Below are 25,131 nucleotides of genomic sequence, written 5' to 3'. Positions count from 1 at the left end.
AATCATATGAACAACATTAAATGTGCTTGTGGGCATGAAAATCCAGAAGGAACAGTGTTATGTGGGAATTGTGGTAGACCTCTTACGGCAGAAGCTGAAAACCAAAAAATGGTGGATATGCGTTATGAAGGTTCTGCAAGAAGATCTCAAACCTACAATAAAACAGTAATCGATAAGATTTGGAACTTTTTCTCAAGTGTGAGAGTCGGTATCTGGCTTATCGTGATTATATTAGTTGCAGCCGCTATAGGAACGATTTTACCTCAAGTTCTTTACGTACCTGCAACAACTGAAAGTGATATTGCGGCTTATTATGAGCGTGTATATGGTACGTTTGGAAAGCTTTATTACCAACTAGGTCTTTCAGATTTGTATGGTTCTTGGTGGTTCCAAACGTTAATTGGAATGCTTGGTATTTCATTAATCGTAGCAAGTCTAGATCGTGTCATCCCTTTGTATAAATCTTTGAAAAAACAAAGAACAAGAAGACACGAAAGCTTTATGAAACGTCAGCGTCTTTATGGTGTTGGTGAAAATCATTTAAACGAAGAAACGTTTGTTAAAAGTGAAGAGAAATTAAAAGCATTGCGATACAATGTCAAACGTGAAAATGGAGCTTTACTTGCCGAAAAAGGGCGATTTTCTAGATGGGGTCCATATGTAAATCATGCGGGACTAATTATATTCTTAGGTGCCGTAATGCTTCGTTCGCTTCCTGGATTCTACGTGGATGAAACGATGTGGATTCGAGAAGGAGAGACACGTGCCATTCCTGAAACTGGAGGGTACTACCTTGAGAGCAAAGAATTCACATTAGAAACATATGATAAAGACCAAACGGATGAAGTATTTGGCGACGCGATTGAGCGAGTTGGAACGATTGCTTCTAATTATCAAACCGATGTTGTGTTATATAAAAATCCAGAGAATGCTTTACCTGGTGACACAAAAAATCTAAAAGAAGTTAAAAAAGAGTCTATTCAAGTAAATCAGCCATTAAAATTTGACGGGTTTGCCGTTTATCAAATGGATTTCAGATTAGACGAACTAAAAACAATGAATTTTAACTTAATCAATAAACAAACAGAAGAATCGCTTGGTGATGTGTCAATTGATTTAATCGATCCAGAAAATCAGTATGACTTAGGAGAAGGTACTTCTGTAGAACTATTGGGGTATTATCCTGATTTTAGTGGTTTTGAAAATGGAGAGCCTCAAACAAAGTCTCCTTTGCCAAACAACCCAGCATTTTTAATTAAAATGATTACTCCTGATACACCTGAAGGAGAGACAAGCTTTGTAGCCATTAAACAAACGGTTGAACCGCTTGGTGAAAATGAATACAAACTAGCATTTGAAAATGTTGAAACGCGTGACGTTTCTGGATTAACGATTCGTAAAGATAAAACACTTTGGATTTTAGGACTTGGTGGTTTAATCTTTATGATTGGTGTCGTGCAAGGAGCTTATTTCAATCATCGTCGAATTTGGATTCATGAAACAAAAAATGGTGAAATTGCCATTGCAGCTCATACGAATAAAAACTGGTTTGCTATTAAAAAAGAATTAGACCAAGTTACTGAGGCTGCACTTTTACCAAGATATACCGATCAACAAGATATAGATTCTGAAGTTGATAAAAAGGAAGGTGAAACATTGTCATGACACTTGTAGAAATTAGTGGAAATCTATTATTCTTTGCCTTTGTTTGTTATCTCGTCGCTACTTTGCTATTTGGTGGAGCAGTAAAGGGATCGAAGTCTGAATCTGGTGCTTCTGAAATGCGTTGGGGTAAATTAGCGATTCTTGTTACCATACTTGGATTCATTTCAAATTTAGGCTACTTTATCACTCGTTGGATTGCAGCTGGACATGCTCCGGTTAGTAACTTATTTGAATTTACGACTGCTTTTGGCATGATGGTGGTGGGTGCGTTTATATTAATTTACTTTATTTATAAAACACCTATGCTTGGACTATTTGCGCTACCAATTGCGGTTATCATTATTGCATATGCAAGTATGTTCCCGCGTGAATTAAACCCGTTAATCCCGGCTCTTAAGAGTTACTGGTTATACGTTCATGTAATAACAGCAGCTCTTGGAGAAGCGATTTTAGCTATTAGTGCTGTGGCAGGATTAATTTATTTATTAAAACATGTCGATGTTACGAAACGCACGAAACAAAGATTTTGGTTAGAAGCTGTTATGTTTACACTCGTATTAGTGCTTGGTTTCGTAGCTTCTACTACTACTTTTTCTGTAATGGATTACGAAGCTTCCTATTCGTATGTTGATAAAGAAGGAAAAGACAGTCAAATTACGTATAACACACCTCCGTTATTTGGGATGAATGAATATAAAGCATTGACTTCCAATCAGATGGAACCATTAGCGGAAATGCCCCCTATCATTAATGCGAAGAAGTTATCGACAGTAACTTGGGCGTTTCTATTCGGTACAATCCTATATGGATTGATTAGACTGATTGCTAGAAAGTCAATTTCTGCTTTACTTCAACCATTAGTGAAAAAAGCGAATTCGAGCTTAATGGATGAAATCGGTTATCGTGCAGTATTAATTGGTTTCCCGGTCTTTACTCTGGGTGCTCTTATATTTGCTATGATTTGGGCGCAGGAAGCTTGGTCTCGTTTCTGGGGCTGGGATCCAAAAGAAGTATGGGCTCTTATCACGTGGTTATTTTATGCAGCATTTTTACATCTTCGATTATCTCGAGGATGGCATGGTGAAAAATCTGCTTGGTTAGCAGTGATTGGTTTCATCATTATTATGTTTAACTTAATTGCCGTTAATTTAATTATTGCAGGATTACATTCGTACGCTTAATTTTCAAGCCTTTTCCTTCTGAGGAGAAGGCTTTTCTTTCATTTTGGATGTCTAACTTGTACAATATATGGTAGTGATAGGCACGAAAGGAGTAATTTTAATGTCAGAGAATATAACGATATTAGTAGCAGATGATGAGGATCGTATCCGTCGATTATTAAAAATGTATCTAGAACGTGAAGGGTACGAAGTAGATGAAGCTGAAAATGGTGCAGAAGCACTCGAAAAGGCAATCGAAAAAGATTACCATGCCATTATTCTTGATGTGATGATGCCAGAAAAAGATGGTATGGAAGTTATTGCTGAGTTACGTGAACATAAAGCCACACCGATTCTTTTATTAACAGCTAAGGGTGAAGAGGCAAATCGAGTACAAGGGTTTGAACTTGGCGCTGATGATTATATTGTTAAACCTTTTAGTCCTAGAGAAGTCGTATTAAGAGTGAAAGCGGTTTTAAAAAGATCGGTTTCATTTGCACCTGTATCAAACACATCAGTATCAAAAGATTTAGTGGTCTTTCCACACTTAACAATAGATCATGATGCACACAGGGTGACGGCGGATGGGACTGAAGTGAATTTGACTCCGAAAGAATACGAATTGCTTTATTTCCTAGCTAAAGCACCTGATAAAGTATTTGATCGTGAGCAACTTTTGAAGGAAGTTTGGCATTATGATTTCTTTGGGGACTTGCGTACAGTAGATACTCATGTAAAACGCTTGCGTGAGAAGTTAAATCGAGTTTCTGAAAAAGCTGCAAAAATGATTGTAACTGTTTGGGGCGTAGGGTATAAATTCGAGGTTATCAATGAATAGAATATGGAACAGTGTTGTCGGGAAGCTATGGATTACCATATTGCTTCTCGTTTGTTTTGTATTGTTTATCATCACCATTTTAATCCTTGAATTTTTAGGTAATTATCATAGTGAGCAAGCTGAAGCCTCCTTACGCCAAGAAGCCACAACCATAGCGAGTATTGTGGATGAACACGAAACCGTCAACTCATCACTAATGATTATTTCGGAAATTTTAGGCCCTGAAACAAATGCAATTATTGCAAAAGAACCTGAAGAAATTTCACTTACCTTACATGAGGGGTTAAATGGGGAAAAGATTCAACAAGCGTTAATAAATGATCAAAACCTTTCAAAAGTGTTTCAATCCTCTGAACCAATTATTAAAGAAATGATTTTGCCATCTATTAAGAACGAAAATCAAATGGAATCATATATTGTTTTGGCTAGCCCGTTGAATGTTGAAAATGAATTGCATGGCGCGGTATTTATTTACCAAAGCTTAGATGTAATTCACCAAACAACAAAAGAAACGACAAACATCGTATTTTTATCTGCCTTTATCGGATTTATTTTAACGACGTTTTTTGCGTTTTTCTTATCTACACGTATTACATCGCCATTACGAAAAATGCGTGAAGCTGCATTCGAATTGTCAAAAGGAAATTTTGATACCAAATTGCCATCACTTCAAAATGATGAAATTGGTCAATTAGCAACAGCTTTCAATCAGATGGGCAGACAATTAAAACATCATTTAGAAGTAATTAATCAAGAAAAGGAACAACTGTCGAGTATATTAACATCGATGACAGATGCTGTGATTACCTTTAATCGTGATCACACGATTTTATTAAGTAACCCGCAAGCTGAAAAGCTATTACAAAAATGGTTTTTCCAAATTGGTACGACAAAAGGGCAACCAATCCCTGTTGAAATGGATCATATGTTAGATCATGTTCTTCACCTAGAAGAAGAAATTAATGAAGAACTTGAAATGCAAGGTAATTATTATGCTATATCTATTAGTCCGCTATACAGCGGTGATTCTGTTCGTGGAGCAGTAGCAGTTTTGCGTGACATGACAGAGCAGCATAAACTGGATAAGTTGAGATCAGATTTCATTGCCAATGTTTCTCATGAACTTAGAACACCAATTGCGATGTTACAAGGTTACAGTGAAGCAATTGTGGATGATTTGGTTACGTCCGAAGAAGAACAACGCGAAATAATGAAAATCATTTACGAAGAATCTCAACGTATGGGACGCTTAGTTACAGACTTATTAGATCTTGCACGTATGGAGTCTGGTCGTATGAGGTTATATAAAGAAAATGTGTCTATAGAGTCAGTCATCAGAAGGATTACACAAAAATTTGCTCAAACGGCTAAGGAATCATCGATACATTTGACATTTGAATCAACTGTATCAGATGAACTGAAGGTTGAAATAGACGAAGACAGAATTGAACAGGTGCTAACCAACTTAATTGATAATGCCATTCGTCATACACCTCAAGAAGGAAAAGTGAACGTTCTTGTCGAACAAGAGAATGCATTTGTAAAAATTACGGTTCAAGATACAGGGTCTGGCATTCCAAAGGAAGACTTACCTTTTGTATTTGAACGTTTTTACAAAGCTGACAAATCACGTACTCGAGGTAAGGGTGGCACTGGGTTAGGCTTAGCGATAGCAAAAAATATGGTAGAAGCACATGATGGGACAATTTGGGTGACAAGCGAAGAACAAGTAGGAACCACTTTTGAATTTAATTTACCGATAAAAAACGTGTAACTTTTCACACCCATTACACGACTACTATTATGAACGGGGGGAGTATATGAATGACTCCGTTTTCAATCGATTGTATGATGAGTTTCACCAGGACGTTTTTCAGTTTTTAATTTATTTGGTGAAAAATAGACAGACCGCAGAAGACTTAATGCATGAAGTTTATGTAAGAGTTTTAAAGGCATACAGTCGTTTTGAAGGGAAAAGCACTGAAAAGACATGGCTATTTTCAATTGCTAAAAATGTAGCGATTGATCATTTCCGCAAAACAGCTGTCCGAAAAAAACATTTGTTTGATTTTTTTGACTGGGAAACTCAAGAACTTCCTTCGATAGGTCCTTTGCCTGAAGAACTGGCGGTCATGAATGATGAAATGAAGGATTTGTTGCAAGCATTAGATGAATGTACGGGAGATCAAAAGATGGTCGTCATCATGAGGTATTTCCAAGATCTATCTATTGCTGAAACTGCCCAGATATTGGGTTGGTCCGAAGGTAAAGTAAAAACGACACAACATAGAGCCATTCATAAATTACGTGATAAATTAACTGGGCATGTAAGAGGGGAGGTCGTTCAACATGAGTCAGAATAACTGGAATGAACAAAAAATTGAACAGTTACTTAGCCAAATGCCCAAACCAAGTGATTCAAGATCGAAAGAAGATGTTTTCAAAAGATTACAGCAAGAAATTGATGCATCTATAATACCTAAGAAGAAACGTAAGTATTGGGCACCTCCAGCAGTTGGTGTCGCTGCAATGATCACCTTAACATTACTTGGAGTAACTTATATCAATAACTCTTCATCAAAAAATGAAATGGCAGTTCAACATGATGCCAAAGAAAGTGCTTCAACGAATGCAGACGAAAGCTCAAGCATGCTGAAAATGAATGAAGAGGCTGAAACAAGTAGTGAAATGAGTACTTTAGACAATTCCAATGAAGAACCTGTAATAGCGATGGGTTCAAGTGATATGGAATTCAGCAAAGCTGTTTATGAAGAAGATGTCCAAAATTATACACCATTTCAAATTGGTCTTGCAGGAGACCAAGCAAATAGTGTGCCTGTGACAATTTTAATACCAAATGAGATGATTCAAAATGATTTTGCAAATGATACGCCATCTCAGCTTGAAGTTTATCAACAGTATGCACCTCTAATTAATGAAGAAGCGCTTGGTTTTTCTGAATATCATCCTTATAAGGGTGAATTCACAACAGAGGAAGATTCAATAATTCATGTGTTACCTGAAAATCACGACTATGATTTAGCGAGTGGAACAATAGAAGTGTATGGTTCTTCATTAAAGTATACTTTCGATGAATACAAAGAGATTCGTTTTCAAAATGAAGACGGTTCAACTGTCGAATTTGACCAGGTAGGAAAACCAAAAGAACCTATGACATTAACAAAAGATAAATTAATGAAAAATTATTATTTATTTACCTCTGCGGATGGTCGTGAATATTTGAGCCCAAGTTTTGGTCAATCATTTGAAACTATTGCTGAAGCTTTAGAAGCAATGAAAACTAAACCAAATGATATATATACAACTGTAATACCAAGAGGCGTTAAATATGAAGTTCAAGAACAAGATAAAGTGGTGCGAATTACGTTTGCTGAACCATTAGATTTAGAGGCAATGGATCCTAAAGTAGCTACGCATTTGATTGAAGGGATTTTGTTAACTGGTGGAAGTTTTCAACAGTCCATTCAGTTTGAAAATGTTGTTCAATCGAATTGGAATGGCTTTGATTTTACTAAACCAATGCCAATACCAATAGGACCGAACAAAATGTATTATGAAAACATACAATAAAATAGACCATTTGTAGGCTCAAGTAGTTTACAAATGGTCTATTTTTTCTTATAGTAGTCTATGTAAGTAAATATTGATTCATCTTCGGGGCAGGGTGAAATTCCCGATCGGCGGTAATAGAAAATAATTTTCTTAAGCCCGCGAGCCGTAAGGCAGGATTTGGTGCGATTCCAAAGCCGACAGTATAGTCTGGATGGGAGAAGGTGAAGGTGCGGTCGTTTTTCGTTCTGTCATTTAACGAGACGCCTATTTAAGTGCGCCTTTCTACTCCCTTAAGCGATAACGGCTTAGGGGTATTTTGATGGGACAAAACGAACGAACTTTTCTTCTTGTGGAGTGAATCGCAAAAGGAGAGAGTTACATGAAGAACAACAAACTACGATCGATGATCGTAATCGGAATGTTAAGTAGTATCTCATTCGTATTGATGCTATTGAATTTCCCATTACCTGCTTTACCACCATTTTTGAAAGTGGATTTCAGTGATGTACCAGCATTAATTGCGGCCATTACAATGGGGCCAGTCGCTGGGATTTTAGTCGCTTTATTTAAAAATGTCTTGTATTGGATTTTCAGTGGAAGTCCTACAGGGGTTCCAGTGGGTGAAATGGCGAATTTCGCAACGAGCATTCTGTTTATGCTTCCTGTCTATGCCATCTATCGTAAAATTTCTAGTAGCAAAGGCTTATTAATTGGATTAGTAGCTGGCGTTTTAGCGATGACAATTGGTATGAGTGTTCTTAACTATTTTGTCTTTTTACCAATGTATACGTACTTCTTAAATGCACCAGCACTAACTGGATCTGCTATGAGAGATACAATCGTGCTAGGAATTTTACCGTTTAATTTAATCAAAGGCATTTTGTTGTCAGCCGTAGTATTCATGTTATTTAAAACAATGAAAACATGGTTAGACAAACAACGTGTACAATTTTCATAAATAAGAACGAATCATGCCTTTCCTACAGACTGACTACTGAAGATTCATTGCTTTTAAAAGTAAGAGGTCAGGAAGGGTTTGTAAAAAGTACAAATAAAAAAGCTGCGGATTTGCTCCGCAGCTTTTATTCGTATTTTAGTGCATCGCCATCGAAAGAATCGTCAGCAACTTTAATAGAGTCTGTTGGACATCCTTCAAAAGCGTCCTGCATATCTTCTTCTAATTCGTCTGGAACTTGTGTAGTTCCCGTGTTATCATCTAAAATAACAAAGGCAATCCCTTCGTCATCATAATCATAAATATCAGGTGCTGCAGCGCCACATGCTCCGCAAGCTATACATGTATCTTTATCTACAATTGTATACTTCGCCATTTTGTTCCTCTCCTTTATATCCGTTCGCTTGTAAAAGCTTTCGTTTTCATTCTAATCATGTTTTCCCTACTTTTCAACCTAAAAACTCTTCAATTGGAGGATTGTTACGTGCTTTTTGAACAAATTCTTTTAAAAATGATTGATCGTTTAAATGGAGAGCGTACAATTTCTGCTCCATTTCATCTTCTAAGAGGAAAAAAATCAGGTCAAACGATTCAAGATGTGAAAAGTTATGGCTTAACAGACACATTTTCAATTTTCCCTAAACTCTCTCAAAATAAATACAATCACATTGTCGAAAAAATGATTCAATATCAGTTACTAGAAATTGACCAGAATAATATACCTACAATAACTGAAAAGGGCATTCATTTTAAAGATAAACTAGAGCCACTAGCCATTAACGGATGGTTGTATCGCGGAAATGAAATGGTGTTTTTTCAAAGGCTATCTTTATTAGTACAAACTCTTTCACATGTGAAGGCACAATCTATGAATTTTATCCCTGTTCAAAAAGACGAAAAAATTCAAAGATGGATTCGTAGTTTTATGTTAAAAGTTCCATATAAATCGCCAGAATATGCTCAAAAAGTGTATGAGGAAATGGAGAGATGTTTAAATCAAGCACATTTAACAGAAACTCATCGTCAATTAATTGTCTTTCGATTAAGTGGATTTAAAGTAACTGGTCTTACTTGGCAACAACTTTCTTTTGATGTTAAATACGAGCCAATAGATGTTCAATTACTGTTTATAGAAGGATTACATCAAATGCTAAACGAAATCTGTTCAAAAAATACATATCCCATTCTTCATTCATTAGCTGAGGGCGTTCAAGCGATAAATCCTTTAACCGAATCTGCTTCTAAAACTGCACAACTATACGCTGCCGGAAATTCGTTACAAGCTATTTCAAGTATTCGTCATTTGAAACAAAGTACAATTGAAGATCATTTTGTGGAAATGGCCATGAATGGCGTATGGATAAATTGGTTGATGTTTTTTCCGAATGAAAACATAGATGATTTAAAACGAGAAATCCAAACGACATCTTCACATAAGTTGTCTATTTTAAAAGAACAGTTTCCACAGCTATCATTTTTCCAATTAAGATTATTATTAGCAAGTAGAGGTGAGAAGAATGACAAGTGAAATCTATCAAGTTCTGAGTGAGAAATTTGGCTATCATTCTTTTAAAGTAGGTCAAGAAGAAATAATTAAAGCAGTTTTAGAAAAGGTCGATGTAATTGGCATTTTACCCACAGGGATGGGAAAATCATTATGCTATCAATTGCCAGCTTATTTGATGCCTCATCCGGTACTGATCATTTCTCCTTTACTTTCTCTTATGCAGGATCAAGTTGAGCAGATGAAGTTGTTTGGTGAAAAAAAAGTAATCGCACTCAATTCACTTTTATTACCAAATGAGAAACAACAAATATTGACCCAGTTATCTACATATAAATTCATATTCATTTCTCCAGAAATGTTCATGCAGCCACAAGTGTTGTCAGCATTAACTCAAACACCAATTTCATTAATTGTAGCCGATGAAGCACATTGTATTTCACAGTGGGGATATGATTTTAGACCAGATTATTTAAGATTAGGTGACGCGTTTCGAAATTGGGACAGACCACCTATTTTAGCGTTAACTGCAACGGCAACGTCTAAGGTTTTAGACGATATTTCTCATTTTTTGCACTTAAAACAACCTAAAACCGTTATTCAATCATTAGATCGTCCAAATATTCGATATAAGGCAATTCAGACCCAACATGCTGATGAAAAATATGAGATGATCCTGCAACAAATCACTACGTATGAAGGCCCGGGAATTATTTATACGCAGTCGAGAAAAAAAGCGGATGAATATGCCGTGAAATTAAATGAAGCGGGCTTTCGAGCAGCATCGTATCACGCTGGAATGGAACCAATGGACCGGACATTGGTTCAACAACAATTTGCAAACCAGGAATTAGAATGGGTATGTGCAACAAATGCTTTTGGTATGGGTGTACATAAAAGCAATATACGTCAAGTCATTCATGATCATATTCCATCCTCGATTGCAAGTTACTCACAAGAGGTAGGGCGCGCCGGACGTGATGGGAAAGACGCTATTGCTACCTTGTTTTTTTCCTCAGATGATGAAGATATGACCATATTTATTTCGACAAATGACTTTCCTGATAGGTCTCAAATCAACCTTTATTTACAACAAGCCAATCCCAAAACATTAGTTGATGATGGATTATTAAGTGACACGATGTATCGTATTTTAACTTATTGGTTAGAAAAACACTCTGAAGATGAAACGGTTCAGATTATGGGAAATTTGAGACATGAAAAAATACGACAGATTTATTTAATGAAAGAATTATTAACAAATAGTAAGTGCATCCGGCATCAACTAGTGTCATTTTTTGGACAAATATTAACGAATACCCCTAGTAACTGTTGTACTGTATGTGGAGTGAAAGATGATGTGGTGTTAAGGACAAGGTCTATTGAGGTGTTAAGTGACAATGGTCTCAATTGGAATGAAAGATTAGCACGCATTTTTAACATAGAACAACCTTAGGTGCATTTACTTTTTCTACATATTTCGTCATAATAAGTAGAGAAGTACAGTAGAATAGGAGTTTTACAACATGAATAATGATGATTATAAACATAAAATTGATGAGCATAGAAAACCGATTAGTTTAGATAATGAAAGTCGAACGAATACTCGTGTGACTAGACGCTCAACAAAACAAAACGTGGAACAAGTCAAACCGCGTCGAAATCTTTTGCTACCGATTTTGTTTACGATATTTATATTAATTCCAGTAGGTTTTTTAATTTATATCCAAGTGTTTTATCAACCAAACACAAATCAAACCGCCATTACCGATGCTGGAGAATTTGAGTTTGAAGAGAATGAAGTGGACTCTGTTGACACGACCGTTACGGAAGAGCCAAAAGAAACGAATACAGAGGACTCATCTAATGATGATGAAGGTACAGAACCTTTAGAACCGGTTGTAACAGAAGATGAATCTGAAGGGGAAGTCACTGAGGAAGAGCAGGAAGAAGTGGTTGAAGAACAACCAACTGAAACTGAAACTTCTGGGAAAACCCACATCGTTCAACCAAATGAAACACTATATCGCATTGCGATGAATTATTACAATTCGCCAGATGCAGTGCAGAAAATAAAAGATGCGAATGGTTTAACATCGGATTCAATTTCAGAAGGACAAAAATTAATATTGCCTTGATTTTTTATTTTAAAAAAAGGGATAGATTAATTGTCTGTCGAATAGGGTAAGTATTGATAATAGAATGAGGTGTTTAAATGTTTGCAAAAAGTGTAATGATCCCAAAAGAAAAATGTATAATGATTCAAAGTTCAGCTTCTTTAAACGAAGCATTGGATTTGCTAGAAAAGCATCAATTAGATGCTTTACCAGTTTGTGAAAATGGAATGTATAAAGGGATACTAAATCGCTATATTGCGTACCGTGCATTTTATTTTAGCGGACTAAGCAAAGAAGAGTTCTTAGCAAATACTTTACTTAAAGACGTAATCAGTAAATCAGATACATTCTTACATATTGAAGATGTATTTGAAAATTCATTCCTTCAGTTAAATGATTTCCCTATCATCGCGGTTGTTGAAGAAGGGAAATTCCTTGGCATTGTGACACGTTTTGATATGATGCATCAATTCCGCAGTGCTTTTGGAATGGATCGTCCAGGCGTTCGAATCAGTTTCACGTCTGCAGAATCAGAAGGCCGAATTGCTCGACTTGGTGACATCATTCAGAAGTTCCATGAATCGGTTATCTCACTTGTCACATTTGATGAAACAGATAAATTGTTAAGAAGAATTGTTTTAAAGATCGAAAAGAAAGACAATGTTCAAAAATTCTTAAAAGAATTAGAACGATCAGGATTCCGCGTTTTACACATGGAAGAAGATTAATGATAAAATAGGTACACCACAAAATTTAAAAGGTGGAAGGGGAAATTTCCCTTCACCTTTTTTTTTGACCATTATTAAAATCCAGTCAAATAATTATGTGTCTTAAGATAAAGAGGTGTGATCAATGCGTTATTTATTTGGTGTTTTTGGTTTATTAAGTTTGATTCCCATGTATATGTTTAAAAAAGCGTTTGAGATTAACGTATTGCATCATCAAATTAATCATGAAGCTTTTAATAATCAACCATCGTTTAAACTTTTTTTCATATCTGATATTCATCGACGTAAAGTGACGAAACATCTGTTGAAAAAAGTTGGAACTAATGTGGATGTCGTTTTAATAGGAGGGGATTTAGCTGATCGACGTGTCGATAAAGAACGTCTAGAGGCTAATTTACGCCAATTAGCTAAAATTGGGCCCATCACGTATGTATGGGGTAATAATGATCGTGAAGTTGGTGAAGAAATCATCCGTGAAAAGATTAATCGAGTCAAAGGGAAGATTATAGAGAACCGCTCGCTTATTTTAAGAGAAGGACAATCTACAATTAAGTTAGTAGGTATCGATGATGTATCTTCAGGAAAAGCAGATATTTTAGAGGCGTTTTTAGGTGTAAAAAATGAAGAGTATACGATTTTTGTGTCTCATACTCCATCGGTATTTTCAAAAGTTGTTGAAAGGTATAGGCCAAATCTTTTACTGGCAGGTCACACACATGGTGGACAAATTCGGTTCGGTAAATATGGATTATATCCGAAAGGTACATTTGATGACTCTTCTACTTCCGTATCCTTGATAAGTAATGGGTATGGTACATCGCTTATTCCGTTTAGATTTGGTGCTTCACCCGAATGTCATATGATTACTTTTACTGGAAAAGGCTATACAGAGGATAAATAAAACATATACAATGTTTACACGAGTATAATTATTTCCTATACTGAACCGAATAGATGTACTTGAAGTATGGGAAGGAGAAGATAATATGGATAATGCGAATATAGGAAGATATAACATAAAAGCCGTTTCCACAATGGTTGGAGTCCTTCCAGGAACAATAAGAGCGTGGGAAAGACGTTATCAAATGATTGAACCAATTCGAAACGAGGCGGGGCATCGTTTATACTCAGATGAACATGTCCGCACATTAAAATGGTTATCTAGCAAGGTAAACGCAGGATTTACAATTAGTCAGGCGGTTGCATTACTCGACCAAAATGATAACAAAGCTGCACCTCCAAATGTGAAAGAAGATGAAAATCGCATAACTCGTATGCAAAGCGATCTTATGGAAGCTTTAATACAATTCGACGAAAGAAGAGCACAACATATTATGAATGAGGCATTTACGATCTATACAATGGATAAAGTCCTAATCGATTTGTTAGCGCCCATTTTAGTGAAAATAGGTTTGCTGTGGGAAAATGGCGAAATCACAACAGCCCATGAGCATTTTTCTACCGCTATCTTACGTTCTCGAATTGGATCTGTCATGCATGCCTATCCGCATAATGGACTTTTACCAAAAGTAGTAGCGGTATGTGCTCCAGGTGAATGGCATGAATTAGGCTTACTTATTTTCACCTTGTATATGAGACGTAAAGGATTTGAAGTCATTTATCTTGGAAGCAGTATAAAAAAAGGAGATATCCAAGTTGTACTAGAAACTGTACAGCCAGGTTTTTTATTTTTATCATGTACAATGAAAGAAAACATATTGCCTACAATTGAATTAATTCAGTCTTTAGATGAGCAGTTTCCAAATGTACGAATTGGAGCGGGAGGCTATGGTTTCGATTCTATGCCTGAAGATCAGAAAAAAGAAATCGAAACTCATCTGGTTGGTCTGACGATGGTAGAGTGGGATGACTGGGTTGAAAAATACACATATGCGAATTAGTTGAGAAGAACGATTATATCTCCTATCATTAGATGGGAGATTTTTATTTTGTGATGATCAAAAAATTTTCATTTCAATTTTGAGATGAACATAGGTTTGAGTATGTAAAGGAAGTGAATGGAATGGAAAAAGTAGATGCGATTGTCGTCGGGGGAGGCCCATGTGGATTGGCAGCTGCCATATCATTGCAAAACATTGGATTAAAACCAATTGTCATTGAAAAAGGCAATGTAGTAGAAGCGATACATAAATACCCTACACATCAAACATTTTTTAGCACATCTGAAAAATTATCAATAGGGGACGTCCCATTTATCATTGAACAAAGAAAACCGAAGAGGAACCAAGCTCTTGTTTATTATCGTGAAGTCGTAAAACTGAAAGATATTCATGTCCGACGCTATGAGAATGTAGAAAAGGTTATCAAGAACAATGGTGTTTTCGAAGTGTATACATCAAAAGGGTCATACATATCCGAATACGTCATTATCGCTACTGGCTATTACGATCATCCAAACCAACTCAATGTGCCAGGAGCAGATCTTGAAAAAGTACATCATTATTTTAAAGAAGGCCATCCCTATTTTCAAATGGACGCACTCGTTATCGGCGGTAAAAACTCTGCCATTGATGCCGCATTGGAGTTGAATAAAGCAGGTGCCCGTGTGACAGTCGTATACAGAGGGGAAGACTACTCACCGAGTATAAAACCATGGATTTTGCCAGAATTCACCGGACTTGTGAAAACAGGTGAAATAAACATGATGTTTAATGCTCATGTTGAAAAAATAGATGAACATACGATTGATATCGTACAGAATGGAAAAAGACATCAATTGAAAAATGACGTCGTGTTTGCGATGATCGGTTACCATCCGGATCATCAATTCTTAAAACATATGGGTGTTAAAATGGATGATGAGACAGGTAGACCATATATCAACGAACAAACGATGGAGTCAAACGTCGACAATTTATATATTGCAGGAGTCTTAGCGGCAGGTAATAATGCAAATGAAATTTTCATTGAAAATGGACGATTCCATGGTGAACAAATTGCACAGTCTATAAAAAATGGACGAAAATAAAGAGCTGCCATTGTGCAGCTCTAAAATTTTTTAAATACAAAACGTTGATTTACATTTCGGCGGACGCGTTCCGCGGGCAAGACTTCAGCCGCTTCCCTCGCGATGCTCAGTCCAGGGTCTTCAGTTCTTGCTGATTCCGCTGGAGTCGCCGCCTGCATTCCAATCTACTAGACAGTCTGACAGGAATTTAATCGAATCAAAGAGTGTTTAGCTTAAAGGATATCGTAACTATCAATTCAATTTTGAAGTTATGTGTAAAGTGACAATAAATACTTACTTAAAAAATTTTTTGCACTTTAAGCATGACGTTGCTGTCTATTTAGTAGGTTAGTGGTCGGTTATTTCTGAAGACTCCTGCGGAAAAACGAAACACGCAAGACCCCACAGGCAACGAATTGTGCACAATTCGTTTGCGACGAGTAACCGCAGGAGCATAGGTTTTTAACAGCCGAGGAGGCTTGCGTTTCGTCCGCGGAAAGCTTAAGAAATATCCGACCACTGTCTTTTTTAATAAATCGGCGTCGGATATTTACCATGTTCCGTATTTATATAGACTAAATAGTCTTAAGCTGCCATAGTGAAGCTCTTTTGAATGGATTTTATTAGTACGTTAAAAATAGCGCTGGGATATCGGATGATTTTTCGACTTGAGACAACGCCAACAATAATTTTATTCGAGCTTTTTGACCATTTAAACCATGTGCAAAAATGACCCCAAGGTCTGCAAGCATTTTCCCTCCACCTTCGTAACCATAAACCGGTTGGGATATTCCGTTATAACAACGAGAAACAATAACCACATAGATGTTTTTTGCCAGTAACTCTCGAATGGCTGGAACAATTGCAGGGGGAACGTTTCCTTGACCTAACCCTTCTAAAATCAATCCATCATAATGATTTTCTCCAATGGATGAAATCAAATCAGCATCCATCCCAGCATATACCTTTAACATCGCAACTTTTTTCGTGATTTCGCGAACAACAAACGTTTCATGTTGAATGGGTGAATGGTGAAAATGTACACCAGTTTTCGTAATAATTCCGATCGGCCCGTATTGAGGGCTTTGGAAAGTAGAGACATTGCTCGTCGATGTTTTGGTTACGTTTTGTGCAGTATGAACTTCATCATTTAGAACCACGAGTATTCCTTTATCAATTGCATCTTTGCAAATAGCCACTCGAACTGCTGAAAGTAAATTATAAACCCCGTCAGCACCAATTTCATTTGAAGAACGCATTGCTCCGGTGAGCACAATTGGGATAGTCGTATCAATCGTTAAGTCTAAAAAATAAGCGGTTTCTTCTAATGTATCCGTGCCATGTGTAATGACGAATCCATCTACATGATTATGTTGAGAATACTCCATGATCATTTCTTTTAGAATTAACATTTCTTTAGTCGTCATATGAGGAGAAGGTAAATTAAACGCTTCAATTTCAACCACATCTGCAAACTGATCCAGTTTATTCATTTCAGCACTCAACGGATTAATCTCCCCAGGTACAACAGCACCCGATTGAGAGTGAACATGCATGGAGATGGTTCCACCTGTATGTATAACCACAATTTTTTTCATAAATTTTTCCTCCTAATCGGTCTTCATATGAGTTAAGAATGATATAATTAAAATTAGTGAAAAGGGGGCGAGAAGCAACATGATATTCATATTGTCAGTCGCGATCGCTCCAGGACTCGCTTTGTTTAGCTATTTTTATTTGCGTAATCACATTGCGAATGAACCTTCAAGAACATTGTTTCACACTTTCATTTATGGTGCTATCTTAACATTTCCATTGCTGTTTATTCAGCATGTATTTGTTGAGGAGGCAATCATACAAAATTTATTTTTACGACAAGTTTTATTTTCAAGTATTTTAGAAGAATTTTTCAAATGGCTCATCCTGGTGATGTTGATTTTTAGACATTTTGATTTTGATGATCCATACGATGGAATTCTATATGGTGTTAGTGTGTCATTAGGTTTCGCCACGGTCGAAAATATATTATATTTATTTGCATTTGGTGTAGACACAGCCTTTTTGCGTGCGTTACTTCCCGTTTCTAGTCATGCTATTTTCGGTGTTGTAATGGGGTATTATTTGGGTCGAGCAAAATTCGCAAAGGAACAATCATACAGGCCGCTTTTATTTGTGGCCTTACTCGTTCCATTTGGATTACATATGGTTTACAACGGCATTTTATCCATACCAGGGATATGGGTGTATTTGATGGTGCCATTTATGTTATTCCTATGGTGGTTAGGTCTTTTAAAAGTTAAAAAAGCTCATTTACTAACGGTCGAGCATTTTCATAACAAAAATATTTTCACAGGAAGTCATTAAGCAAATTGCTTAATGGCTTTTTTTAATAAACCAATCTGGACAAATCTTTACATTTGTTTCATAACTAATTAACTTAATCTCTCCGTTTTTATGTATAAATTATGGTTCTTATCCCATGCTAATAAAAAAAAGGAGCATGTGTATGAATCAATCTAAAAAATGGTTAGCATGGCCACTTACTTTCTGTCTTTTATCAATGTCACTCTATACACCTCAATCGATTAGTGCTTTCTCAGGTCAAGTGATTGAATTAGGTGCATATGGTGAAGATGTGATTGAACTTCAAGCAAGGCTACAGCACATCGGTTTCTATAAAGGGAGAATCGATGGTGATTTTGGATATGGTACATATTGGGCCCTTCGAAACTTCCAAGAACAATATGGTTTACCGATCGATGGACTAGCTGGAAAAGATACTAAAGCTAAATTAGTAAGTGTCTCAAAGTATCATAAAGAGTTTGTGCAAACACAAATTAAACAAGGAAATCAATTTACTCATTACGGGAATGTTCCTTTAGATCAACAAACAAAAAAAGGAACAGGGAAACCAAAAGCTGAGCAAGTTCAATTACCTTCTAAATACTCAGAGCAGGATTTACAGCTTATGGCTAATGCTGTTTATGGTGAGGCAAGAGGAGAACCTTATGAAGGTCAAGTTGCTGTAGCAGCCGTCATTCTAAACAGAATTGAGGATTCGGAATTCCCAAATAGTATAAGTGGTGTAATTTTTCAACCAGGTGCTTTTACTGCTGTTGACGACGGTCAAATTTGGCTGACACCAAACGCACGGGCAAAAGCAGCCGTATTAGATGCACTAAATGGTTGGGACCCAACGGAAAATGCCCTTTACTACTTTAATCCAGTGACGGCTACGAGTGATTGGATTTGGACAAGACCACAAATTAAGACAATTGGAAAACATATATTCTGTAATTGAGGAGGCAAATGATGAAAATATTATCAAGCGTTTTAGCGATAGGTTTAATTGTCATGGGTGTTTTTTTATTTCAGTCGAAGCAAAGTGAGACCGAATTAAACAGACACTTGCGTGCTCAATATACGGAACGAATGAGCGATGCTTCGGATAAATTAGGAGAACTTGAAATTGCTGTCCAAAAAGCAAGTGTTTTCAATGAACCTTCCGCACAGGCAGAACCGTTAGAAGATATATGGCGACTATCTTCAGAAATTAAAAGTGATATTGCTACTTTGCCTCTTCAAAGAGATTTTTCAAACGAATGGATGAATTATTTAGGACGTCTAGGTGATTTTGCTAAAATGAAAAGTGAACAAAAGGTTCCTGAAGATAAGTGGTTAAAAGTTGCTGCCAACGTTTCTCGAAATTTAGATGAATTCTCAAATGAATGGGAGAATGCAACGACTGACTTACTTGCACAAAAAGAGCCTTATAAAGAATGGCGTAAGCAAGTTGCAACAGCTAAACCATCAGAAAATTGGTCGGGCTTAGCTAAAAACGTTAAGAGCTATACAGAAAGTGATTTCCCATTAACAGCTAGTGAAGCGGATGTTCAAAAGAAAAGAGAATTAAAACATATAGACGAAAAGGAAATAACGCAGCAACAAGCTGTAGATCAATTTAAAAAGATTTTCCCACAATTTAAAAATGCCAAAATAGTCACGACCAAAAGTAAACCAGGTGCAACCTATCCTTTCTATCATGTGCAATTCCAAGAAGGAATACGTATAGGATATGCAGACTTTACAGTAAAAGGCGGTCACCTACTTTCAACGCTAGTTGAAAGACCAGTCAGTAAGGATCGTATTGGACCAGAAGTGATTAAAGAAAAAGCAACCCAAGCAGCAAAAACGTTTGGATTTGATGACGTAGAATTAGTTGAATCGCGTGAAAATCATTCGGTTTGGCATGTGACATTCATCCGAGTGACTCCCGAAAATAAGGCTAGAGTTTACGACGATGCGATTCAAATGAAATTAGCGAAAGATAACGGAGAAGTGCTTGGTATCAGTACGATGGAATATATTCAAAAAGAGACTCTCCCTTCACAAAAAATAGTTGCCATCAATTGGTCCGAATTTTTCACGGAGGATGTAAGAGTTGAAAATGAAGCGTTTGCTTATACGGATAATAAAGAATTGCAACAACGCTTGTGCTATGACCTATTAGTTGTAAAAGAAATCAATAATATCCCAGAAACTTTCCAAGTTCTCGTAGACACTGAAACGAAAGAGGTTCTAAAAACAGAACCATTATCGTAAAAGAATTTGGAAATAAAATGTAGTATTCCACATCGTCTCATGTCATAATAAATTAACGATTTTATGAGGCGAAGGTGATATGCAATGAAACCAAAAGTAGGGACTATTCTCACGCTTGAACCAACATATACAGAAACCGCGGAAAAATTTAGGTGTAAAGTTGTCGAAGAAAAAGACAATGTCATATTAATTGATTACCCGACTAATATGCTGACAAAAAGAACATCTTTTTTAATGGAAGGTGCTCAAATGCGAGCGTCATTTGTAGAGGATGCTAAAGCCGCATTTGCTTTTCAAACAGAAGTTTTAGGAAGAGTTCAAGGTCAAATTCCAATGATTACGTTATCTTTTCCAGGAGTAGACCAAGTGATCAAAATTCAACGAAGAGAATTCGTCCGAGTAGACACCCCTGTTGACATGGCAGTGGAATTCCAAGGTGAGTTTTCACAATTTGTTGCAGAAGACATTAGTGCAGGTGGTTCTGCAATTATTATCAATCAACCTGTATCTTTTAAAGAAGGCGATTCAGTTAATTTAACGATTGTCTTACCCTTCTCCAATGGGGATATCAAATATATCCAAACGAATGCATTAATTGTTCGTTTTTGGGAAAAGGATTTAATTAAAATGGCTTCTATCCGATTTGAAGAGACAGATGATGTAGATAAACAATTAATCGTAAGATTTTGCTTCGATCGACAATTACTTCAACGCAAAAAAGGTGTAGAATAACAAAATTAAAAACATCAAAAGAACTAGATATCTTATTTACCGCTTTTGATAAAAAATTGAATGTGGTCGGCTATTTCTTTCGCTTTCCGCGGACGAAACGCTAGCCTCTCCGACTCAGTCTGTCTTTGACAACTGAACCTGTAGGGATAGCGTGTTTCGTTTTTCCGCAGGAATCTTCAGAAATAGCCGACCATTTTTATACTTTTGAGTTTGAAGTGTCTTGCTTACAGAAGTGATTTAAGTGATTTTTTGTGTAGACGTTTATATATACTCTACAACACCTTGTTGAATTTTTTAGTTTCATAAATGTTTTTATTAAAAAGACACAACCTTTGATTGGGTGGAGTGGAAGGTGGCGACTCCGGCGGAATCAGCGGGTCCAGGTGAGACCCCGCAGTGAGATATGCGAATGAGGAGGCTCAAGGACCGCCCGCGGAAAGCGTCCACCTGAAGCGGAACAACGTAATTATTTCTGTAAATTTACATTTAGATTTATTTAGAATGTTAGTCTGTACTTAAAAGAAAATGTGAACTTTAATATTAAAACAGTTACTTTCACAATTAATTTATTTGAAATCAGCCTGAAAGCCCTAGTCTATGGGCTTTTTTTTGTGCAATTATGATACAATAAATAGGATAAATATTAGGGGTTGATTAGATGAAAAAAAATATTCAAATTGCTATAGATGGGCCTGCCGGTGCTGGTAAAAGTACCATTGCGAAAATAGTGGCAGAAAAGCTTGGCTATACTTACATAGATACTGGTGCGATGTATCGTTCTATTACGTATAAAGCGTTAACGAATCACATAGATATTAATGATGAGCTAGCAATGACACAATTATTGCTTGATTCAACAATCGAACTTAAACCATCTAAAAATGGACAACTAGTTATTTTAGATGACCTAGACGTTTCAGAAGAAATACGCTCAAATGAGGTTACTTCTTCAGTGTCTATAGTTGCAGCTCATGCAAGCCTAAGAATCGAAATGGTAAAAAGACAATTAGCAATGGCTGCAGTTGGCGGAATTGTAATGGATGGACGTGATATTGGCACTCATGTATTAACAGAAGCAGAACTAAAAGTATTTATGTCCGCATCAGTGGAAGAACGTGCAAAACGTCGTCAACTAGACAATGAAGTTCGTGGCATACCATCACATTTCGACCAGTTGGTTTTAGAAATTTCAAATCGAGACAAAATGGATAGTGAACGTGAAGCGTCTCCTTTAGTTCAAGCCAAAGATGCGATTTATTTAGATACCACGTTATTAACGATTGAAGAAGTGGTTAATCAAATAATTCATTTAGCACACGAAAGGATGATTTAAATGAATCTTTATACGTTTGCAAAATCATTGGTTTGGAACGTTCTCAATCCACTCTATCGATTTGAAGTGAGAGGGCTTGAACATTTCCCAAAAACAGGAGGTGTCCTTATTTGTGCCAACCATATTGATGCTCTTGATCCACCAGTTGTTGGAATAACTGCACCTCGAGATGTGAATTTCATGGCTAAAGAAGAATTATTCAACATGCCTGTCTTTAAAGGTCTATTACCTAAATTAAGGGCATTTCCAGTTAAACGTGGAATGAGCGATAGAGAAGCTCTGAGAAAAGCAATTAGTTTACTGAAAAATGGTGAAGTAATGGGGTTATTCCCTGAAGGAACGCGCAGCAAAACCGGCGAATTAGGAAAAGGATTCTCAGGTGCAGGTTTCTTCGCCCTAAAAGGTGAGGCTGTAGTTGTGCCATGTGCAATTATTGGACCGTATAAATTATTTAAGCGTGTTCAAGTCGTATACGGATCTCCAATTGATATGGAACCATTCCGTGAACGAAGAGCTTCAGCAGAAGAAGTAACTGGTGTAATCATGCAACATATTCAAAACTTAATAGATGAAAACAAATCGAAATAAATAAAAAATTCTGTAAGAAAAGTGTAAATTTTTGTTTTTATTAAAGAATTCGAATAAAATAGATAAATGAAACGTTGTGAAGGAGGATGCTATATGTCTGAGGAAACGAACTTGTTGGAAAACCAGGAATTCCGTGAGGGAGATCTAGTTAAAGGTACGGTTGCCCAAGTTGATGAAAAGGCAGTTACGGTAACAATTGATGGTGCACCATTTGACGGTGTGATTCCAATTAGTGAACTGTCCAGCTTGCACATTGAAAAAGCTTCCGACGCCGTTTCAATTGGTGACGAGTTAAATTTAATTATTACAAAAGTTGAGGAAGAGAACTTTGTCCTTTCAAAACGTAAAGTTGACGCAGAAGAGGCGTGGGGCACGTTAGAACAAAAATTTAACGATGGCGTCATTATTGAAGCTGAAGTCAAGGATGTTGTAAAAGGTGGATTAGTTATTGATTTGGGTGTAAGAGGTTTCGTGCCTGCATCATTAGTAGAAGACCATTTTGTGGAATCGTTTGAAAATTATAAAGGTCAAATTTTGACTTTTAAAATTGTTGAAATGGAAAAAGAGAAGAACCGATTAATTCTTTCTCATCGAGCTGTAGTTGAACAAGAAAAAGAATCGCAAAAACAAAATATTCTCGACCATATCCATCCAGGAGATGAGATGACTGGGACTGTTCAGCGAATTGCTGCATTCGGTGCTTTCGTTGATTTGGGCGGAGTCGATGGTTTAGTTCATATTTCTCAACTATCGCATGAACATGTAGAACATGTAACGGATGTTGTGAATGAAGGTCAAGAAGTTAAAGTGAAAGTGTTGTCCGTTGATCGTGACAGCGAACGTATATCTTTATCTATCAAAGATACCTTACCTGGACCATGGGAAGGAATCGAGGAAAAAGCTTCTAGAGGATCTATCCTTGAAGGGAAAGTTAAACGCTTAGTTACATACGGCGCATTTGTTGAAGTGTTCCCGGGTATTGAAGGCTTAGTTCACATTTCTCAGATTTCTCATTCCCATGTTGGAACACCTCATGAAGTCCTTAAAGAGGGCCAAGAAGTTTCTGTGAAGGTGCTTGATGTGAATAAAACGGACAAACGATTGTCTTTAAGTATTAAAGATTTAGTTGAAAAAGAGGACGATTATCAAGGAAATGATTATGAAATGCCTGAAGAAAATAAGGGCTTTTCAATAAGCGATGTAATTGGTGATCGATTAAAAGACTTTAAATAATGGGGATTTGACATGACAAGAGCTGAACGAAAACTAGATCATATTCGACATGCTCTTTCCACAGGTCAATCTAGAAAAACAGGCTTAGATGATATAACATTCATTCATCAAGCTTTGCCAGATACTTCGTGGGAAGATATCTCACTCCATACACAAGTAGGCGGACTGAATTTTAGTTCGCCTTTTTTCATCAATGCGATGACTGGTGGTGGTGGTGACCGCACCAAAATAGTCAATGCTCAATTAGCTAGAATTGCAAAACAAGTAGACATACCTATGGCTGTTGGCTCGCAAATGGCAGCATTAAAAGATCCAGAGGAAAGAACGTCTTACGCGGTTGTACGAGAAGAAAACCCAAATGGGTTAGTTTTTGCAAATCTAGGTAGTGAAGCAACTGTTGAACAAGCAAAACAAGCTATTGAAATGATTCAAGCGGATGCTTTACAAATTCATTTAAATGTCATTCAAGAATTAACAATGCCTGAAGGGGATCGCGATTTTAAAGATGCCCTTAAAAGAATAGAGCAAATAATCAATGGACTTTCAGTACCCGTGATTATTAAAGAAACAGGTTTTGGACTTTCGAGAGAAACGGTACATAAGCTTAAACAACTAAATGTCGGTGCAATAGATGTTGGTGGTTTTGGTGGAACAAATTTTGCGATGATTGAAAATGAACGAAGAAAACGACAACTATCTTATTTCGATCAATGGGGAATACAAACCGCCGCATCTGTTATTGAAGCGAAAATAGAAGCTTCTGATACGTCAATCATAGCTTCTGGAGGGATACAGAATCCTCTAGATATTGTAAAGTGCTTAGCGTTAGGCGCGTCAGCTGTCGGACTCGCAGGATTTATTTTAAAATTAGTGGTTGAGCATGGTGAAGATGAGACATGTCAAGCTATTGAGGAAATGAAAGAAGATATCAAAATGATGATGGTTGCTTTAGGGGCAACAACAGTGTCAGAGCTGCAAGACAGCCCGTTAATACTTAATGGAGAATTATATCACTATATCTCTCAACGCGGATATGATACATTTAGCTTTGCAAATCGTAAAAATATAAAGAGATGATGGACAATCCCTAACGTCCGCATCTCTTTTGTTGTATAATACGATAGAGAAGAAGTTG

Annotated in this window: 24 protein-coding genes and 1 riboswitch; of the genes, 22 read left to right on the top strand and 2 right to left on the bottom strand. The window is 36.7% G+C overall.

Translation table 11 applies throughout. The features are described from left to right. The first annotated feature begins 6 nt into the window (after positions 1 to 6). The 7 genes from resB to AC3EA5_RS12710 all read left to right on the top strand — a co-directional run bounded on the left by resB (position 7) and on the right by AC3EA5_RS12710 (position 8,194). On the top strand, positions 7 to 1,665 hold the full coding sequence (gene resB, locus AC3EA5_RS12740; protein WP_488608681.1) for a cytochrome c biogenesis protein ResB: 1,659 nt from the start codon (positions 7 to 9) through the stop codon (positions 1,663 to 1,665). After that, a complete protein-coding gene (gene ccsB, locus AC3EA5_RS12735) occupies positions 1,662 to 2,846 on the top strand; it encodes a c-type cytochrome biogenesis protein CcsB (RefSeq protein ID WP_488608680.1) in 1,185 nt (394 codons plus the stop codon). The genes resB and ccsB overlap by 4 nt, the downstream gene beginning before the upstream one ends. Positions 2,847 to 2,946: 100 nt before the next feature. Then, on the top strand, positions 2,947 to 3,663 hold the full coding sequence (locus AC3EA5_RS12730) for a response regulator transcription factor (RefSeq protein ID WP_488608679.1): 717 nt from the start codon (positions 2,947 to 2,949) through the stop codon (positions 3,661 to 3,663). Further along, complete coding sequence (locus tag AC3EA5_RS12725) at positions 3,656 to 5,437, top strand: ATP-binding protein (RefSeq protein ID WP_488608678.1); 1,782 nt, start codon at positions 3,656 to 3,658, stop codon at positions 5,435 to 5,437. Before AC3EA5_RS12730 ends, AC3EA5_RS12725 begins: the two co-directional genes overlap by 8 nt. Positions 5,438 to 5,483: 46 nt before the next feature. Further along, positions 5,484 to 6,026, top strand: a complete 543-nt coding sequence (gene sigX / locus AC3EA5_RS12720; protein WP_488608677.1) for an RNA polymerase sigma factor SigX — start codon at positions 5,484 to 5,486, stop codon at positions 6,024 to 6,026. Beyond that, positions 6,013 to 7,254, top strand: a complete 1,242-nt coding sequence (locus AC3EA5_RS12715) for a hypothetical protein (RefSeq protein ID WP_488608676.1) — start codon at positions 6,013 to 6,015, stop codon at positions 7,252 to 7,254. Before sigX ends, AC3EA5_RS12715 begins: the two co-directional genes overlap by 14 nt. A 76-nt stretch (positions 7,255 to 7,330) precedes the next feature. After that, positions 7,331 to 7,463, top strand: a riboswitch (FMN riboswitch). A 152-nt stretch (positions 7,464 to 7,615) separates the two neighbouring features. Continuing rightward, positions 7,616 to 8,194: an ECF transporter S component gene (locus tag AC3EA5_RS12710; RefSeq protein ID WP_394187502.1), complete on the top strand. Its 579-nt coding sequence runs from the start codon at positions 7,616 to 7,618 to the stop codon at positions 8,192 to 8,194. A gap of 124 nt (positions 8,195 to 8,318) precedes the next feature. Here the strand turns inward: AC3EA5_RS12710 and AC3EA5_RS12705 are convergent, their stop codons facing one another. Beyond that, positions 8,319 to 8,567, bottom strand: coding sequence for a ferredoxin (locus AC3EA5_RS12705; protein ID WP_394187503.1), 249 nt, complete (start codon positions 8,565 to 8,567; stop codon positions 8,319 to 8,321). Between the two features lie 108 nt (positions 8,568 to 8,675). On the opposite strand from AC3EA5_RS12705, the gene AC3EA5_RS12700 reads away from it, so the two are divergent. The 7 genes from AC3EA5_RS12700 to AC3EA5_RS12670 all read left to right on the top strand — a co-directional run bounded on the left by AC3EA5_RS12700 (position 8,676) and on the right by AC3EA5_RS12670 (position 15,529). After that, positions 8,676 to 9,719 carry a YpbB family protein gene (locus AC3EA5_RS12700; protein ID WP_488608675.1) on the top strand — a complete coding sequence of 348 codons (1,044 nt, stop codon included), beginning with the start codon at positions 8,676 to 8,678 and terminating at the stop codon, positions 9,717 to 9,719. Further along, positions 9,709 to 11,151: a RecQ family ATP-dependent DNA helicase gene (locus tag AC3EA5_RS12695; protein WP_488608674.1), complete on the top strand. Its 1,443-nt coding sequence runs from the start codon at positions 9,709 to 9,711 to the stop codon at positions 11,149 to 11,151. The genes AC3EA5_RS12700 and AC3EA5_RS12695 overlap by 11 nt, the downstream gene beginning before the upstream one ends. A 70-nt stretch (positions 11,152 to 11,221) precedes the next feature. Next, positions 11,222 to 11,833, top strand: coding sequence for a LysM peptidoglycan-binding domain-containing protein (locus AC3EA5_RS12690; RefSeq protein WP_488608673.1), 612 nt, complete (start codon positions 11,222 to 11,224; stop codon positions 11,831 to 11,833). A 77-nt stretch (positions 11,834 to 11,910) separates the two neighbouring features. Further along, positions 11,911 to 12,540, top strand: a complete 630-nt coding sequence (locus tag AC3EA5_RS12685) for a CBS domain-containing protein (protein WP_394187507.1) — start codon at positions 11,911 to 11,913, stop codon at positions 12,538 to 12,540. Between the two features lie 124 nt (positions 12,541 to 12,664). After that, entirely contained in the window at positions 12,665 to 13,441 is a 777-nt protein-coding gene (locus AC3EA5_RS12680) for a metallophosphoesterase (protein WP_488608672.1), read from the top strand. An 85-nt stretch (positions 13,442 to 13,526) separates the two neighbouring features. Further along, complete coding sequence (locus AC3EA5_RS12675; RefSeq protein WP_488608671.1) at positions 13,527 to 14,441, top strand: MerR family transcriptional regulator; 915 nt, start codon at positions 13,527 to 13,529, stop codon at positions 14,439 to 14,441. A gap of 122 nt (positions 14,442 to 14,563) precedes the next feature. Next, positions 14,564 to 15,529, top strand: coding sequence for a YpdA family putative bacillithiol disulfide reductase (locus tag AC3EA5_RS12670; RefSeq protein ID WP_488608670.1), 966 nt, complete (start codon positions 14,564 to 14,566; stop codon positions 15,527 to 15,529). A gap of 602 nt (positions 15,530 to 16,131) precedes the next feature. Here the strand turns inward: AC3EA5_RS12670 and AC3EA5_RS12665 are convergent. Continuing rightward, entirely contained in the window at positions 16,132 to 17,106 is a 975-nt protein-coding gene (locus AC3EA5_RS12665) for an asparaginase (protein ID WP_488608669.1), read from the bottom strand. A gap of 79 nt (positions 17,107 to 17,185) precedes the next feature. Here AC3EA5_RS12665 and prsW point away from each other — a divergent pair, with 79 nt between their 5' ends. The 8 genes from prsW to fni all read left to right on the top strand — a co-directional run bounded on the left by prsW (position 17,186) and on the right by fni (position 25,073). Further along, a complete protein-coding gene (prsW, locus tag AC3EA5_RS12660; RefSeq protein WP_394187512.1) occupies positions 17,186 to 17,872 on the top strand; it encodes a glutamic-type intramembrane protease PrsW in 687 nt (228 codons plus the stop codon). 136 nt (positions 17,873 to 18,008) lie between these two features. After that, positions 18,009 to 18,809, top strand: a complete 801-nt coding sequence (sleB, locus tag AC3EA5_RS12655; protein WP_488608668.1) for a spore cortex-lytic enzyme — start codon at positions 18,009 to 18,011, stop codon at positions 18,807 to 18,809. An 11-nt stretch (positions 18,810 to 18,820) separates the two neighbouring features. Beyond that, positions 18,821 to 20,110: a PepSY1/2 domain-containing protein gene (locus AC3EA5_RS12650; protein ID WP_488608667.1), complete on the top strand. Its 1,290-nt coding sequence runs from the start codon at positions 18,821 to 18,823 to the stop codon at positions 20,108 to 20,110. An 84-nt stretch (positions 20,111 to 20,194) separates the two neighbouring features. Beyond that, positions 20,195 to 20,842: a flagellar brake protein gene (locus AC3EA5_RS12645; protein ID WP_488608666.1), complete on the top strand. Its 648-nt coding sequence runs from the start codon at positions 20,195 to 20,197 to the stop codon at positions 20,840 to 20,842. 658 nt (positions 20,843 to 21,500) lie between these two features. Further along, complete coding sequence (gene cmk / locus AC3EA5_RS12640; RefSeq protein WP_488608665.1) at positions 21,501 to 22,175, top strand: (d)CMP kinase; 675 nt, start codon at positions 21,501 to 21,503, stop codon at positions 22,173 to 22,175. Beyond that, positions 22,176 to 22,763, top strand: a complete 588-nt coding sequence (locus AC3EA5_RS12635; protein ID WP_488608664.1) for a lysophospholipid acyltransferase family protein — start codon at positions 22,176 to 22,178, stop codon at positions 22,761 to 22,763. 93 nt (positions 22,764 to 22,856) lie between these two features. Further along, positions 22,857 to 23,996, top strand: coding sequence for a 30S ribosomal protein S1 (rpsA, locus tag AC3EA5_RS12630; RefSeq protein WP_488608663.1), 1,140 nt, complete (start codon positions 22,857 to 22,859; stop codon positions 23,994 to 23,996). A 12-nt stretch (positions 23,997 to 24,008) separates the two neighbouring features. Then, complete coding sequence (fni, locus tag AC3EA5_RS12625) at positions 24,009 to 25,073, top strand: type 2 isopentenyl-diphosphate Delta-isomerase (RefSeq protein WP_488608662.1); 1,065 nt, start codon at positions 24,009 to 24,011, stop codon at positions 25,071 to 25,073. Positions 25,074 to 25,131: the final 58 nt, after the last annotated feature.

Source organism: Paenisporosarcina sp. (assembly GCF_057785155.1).
The sequence above is the reverse complement of the archived record's forward strand: the minus strand, read 5'-3'. Positions and strand labels throughout refer to the sequence as shown.